This window comes from Aeromonas sp. s6, from assembly GCF_040907815.1.
GTDB lineage: Bacteria > Pseudomonadota > Gammaproteobacteria > Enterobacterales > Aeromonadaceae > Aeromonas > Aeromonas caviae.
Genome location: NZ_JBFOCN010000076.1, coordinates 1 through 2,040, shown reverse-complemented (window position 1 = coordinate 2,040; position 2,040 = coordinate 1). Strand labels below are relative to the sequence as shown.

Genomic DNA, 2,040 nt, shown 5'->3' with positions numbered 1-2,040 from the left:
GAAGAATTCAAACTGGCAGCCGTCAAGCAGGTGACTGAGCGCAATTACCCAGTAGCAGAGGTCGCTGAACGACTTGGTATTTCCAGCCACAGTCTTTATGTCTGGATCAAACGCTACAGCCAACCCGAAGCGCAGCAACAGGATGACTCCAGCCAGCAAGCCGAAATTCGGCGCCTCAAGGCTGAACTGCGTCGCGTCACCGATGAGCGAGATATCTTAAAAAAGGCCGCCGCGTATTTTGCCAAGCTGTCAGGGTAAGGTACGCCTTCATCCGGGAGCACGCGTCCGCACATCCCATCCGCAGACTGTGTCGGATGATGAATGTCCACCCGAGCGGTTATTACGCCTGGCTGCACCAGCCTTTATCTGCCCGAGCCCTGGAAGACCAACGCCTTCTTGGCCAGATCAAGCAATGTTGGCTAGAAAGCGGGGGCATCTATGGTTATCGCAAGATCCGGGATGACCTGCGAGAGATGGGCGAGACCTGTGGGAAACACCGGGTGGCGCGATTAATGCGTCATGAAGGTTTACGTTCACAAACCGGTTATCGCCGCCGTCCCGGTCATTATGGTGGCCGGCCAACGGTGGTTGCACCGAACCATCTTGAACGCCAGTTCGATGTGACTGAGCCAAATAAGGTCTGGGTAACAGACATCACTTATATCCGAACCCATGAAGGTTGGCTCTATCTGGCCGCGGTATTGGATTTGTTCTCACGACAAGTCATTGGTTGGTCAATGGGGCCACGGATCGACCGAGAGCTGGCTATCAGCGCGTTACTGATGGCGGTGTGGCGACGGCGACCGGAGCAGGAAGTGCTGGTTCATTCCGACCAAGGGAGCCAGTTTAGCAGCTATGACTGGCAGGATTTTTTGCGGGATCATCGGCTTAAGGCCAGCATGAGCAGACGTGGCAATTGTCATGATAACGCGGTGGCGGAGAGTTTCTTCCAGCTCCTAAAACGCGAGCGGATCCGACGTAAAACCTATGCGGATCGCGAGGAAGCCCGGCAGGATGTGTTCGATTACATTGAAATGTTTTACAACCCCAAGCGCCGGCACAGTTTCAACCATGGGCTATCGCCAGTAGAGTGTGAAAAGCAATATTTCGAGCGGCTCGAAAGTGTCTAGAGAAGCCGGGGCGATTCAGCACAACCCTGTCTGTGGGTCATTTCCGGCTCCCCGGAGCCCGTTGACCCGGTCTGCCGTGGCTGCTAATCAGGGGACAGCTTGACACCCTTCATGGACGAGCAGAACCGCAGATGCCTCGACGGCGCGGCTTATCGACAACAACAACACCACAGTGCAGGGAGCAAACCATCATGTGGCCGTACCGAAAAATAGTGACCCAGTCCCTCAAGACCCCCCTGATGATCGCCAGGATCATGTTTTACCTGGCCCTGTTATTGGTATTCCCCCTGCCAATGATCATGCTATCGGACTCTCCAGCGGCAGAGATCGGGCGTTTCTCTTACATCCTGGTGACGTTTCCCATCGCCATGGGGCTGATGCTGATATCGAGCCTGATGGCCATCCTCATTGCCATGGTGGAGTCGCGCAACCAGCAGCCACCCCAGGGACGGTGGTAAGAAGGTCCTTGCCTTTCACGCCATCCAATAAAAAACCATCCCGGGCGGGATGGTTTTTGGACTTCCAAATTGAGACACCCACCTTTTTGACAGCGCTAAAGTAGCGTAAACAAGACACCGGTTTGAGGCTGGTGTCAGGTAATAACTAGATCTGTACAAACAGAGAAAGCTAAATAACTGATCCCAATAGTGCTACACCTTCGCTGTACCATAGCCATTCCCCGGGAAAGGAGACACGGTATCCATGAAGTGTTTCACTTGGGCCAGCAGGCTGGCCATTCCTCTGCATTGATGATTGCGCGTGATGGTTTCATGTAACTTGTGCCACAGCCGTTCGATGTGATTAACCCAAGGGCTGTAAACTGGCTGGAACACCAGGCAGAACTTGGGGTTCTTCTTCAACCATCGCTCGGTCTGTTTGCTTTTGTGAATGATGTAGTTATCGAGGATCA

General features: G+C 53.7%; 3 protein-coding genes. 2 read left to right on the top strand and 1 reads right to left on the bottom strand.

The genetic code is table 11. From position 1 onward, the window contains the following. Positions 1 to 1,130 (top strand): IS3 family transposase gene (locus AB5Y50_RS12045; RefSeq protein ID WP_368162908.1). Its coding sequence is split into 2 segments (ribosomal slippage), with 1,131 coding nucleotides annotated over them: positions 1 to 214 and positions 214 to 1,130; the frame shifts between segments, so codons are not numbered across the junction. This gene is flagged as partial in the annotation. Between the two features lie 191 nt (positions 1,131 to 1,321). After that, positions 1,322 to 1,588 (top strand): hypothetical protein, encoded by a 267-nt coding sequence (locus AB5Y50_RS12040; protein WP_010673592.1) that lies wholly within the window; start codon positions 1,322 to 1,324, stop codon positions 1,586 to 1,588. Between the two features lie 192 nt (positions 1,589 to 1,780). Here AB5Y50_RS12040 and AB5Y50_RS12035 read toward each other — a convergent pair. Next, positions 1,781 to 2,040 (bottom strand): transposase (locus tag AB5Y50_RS12035; protein WP_368162906.1); only part of this gene is annotated, 260 nt, incomplete at its 5' end.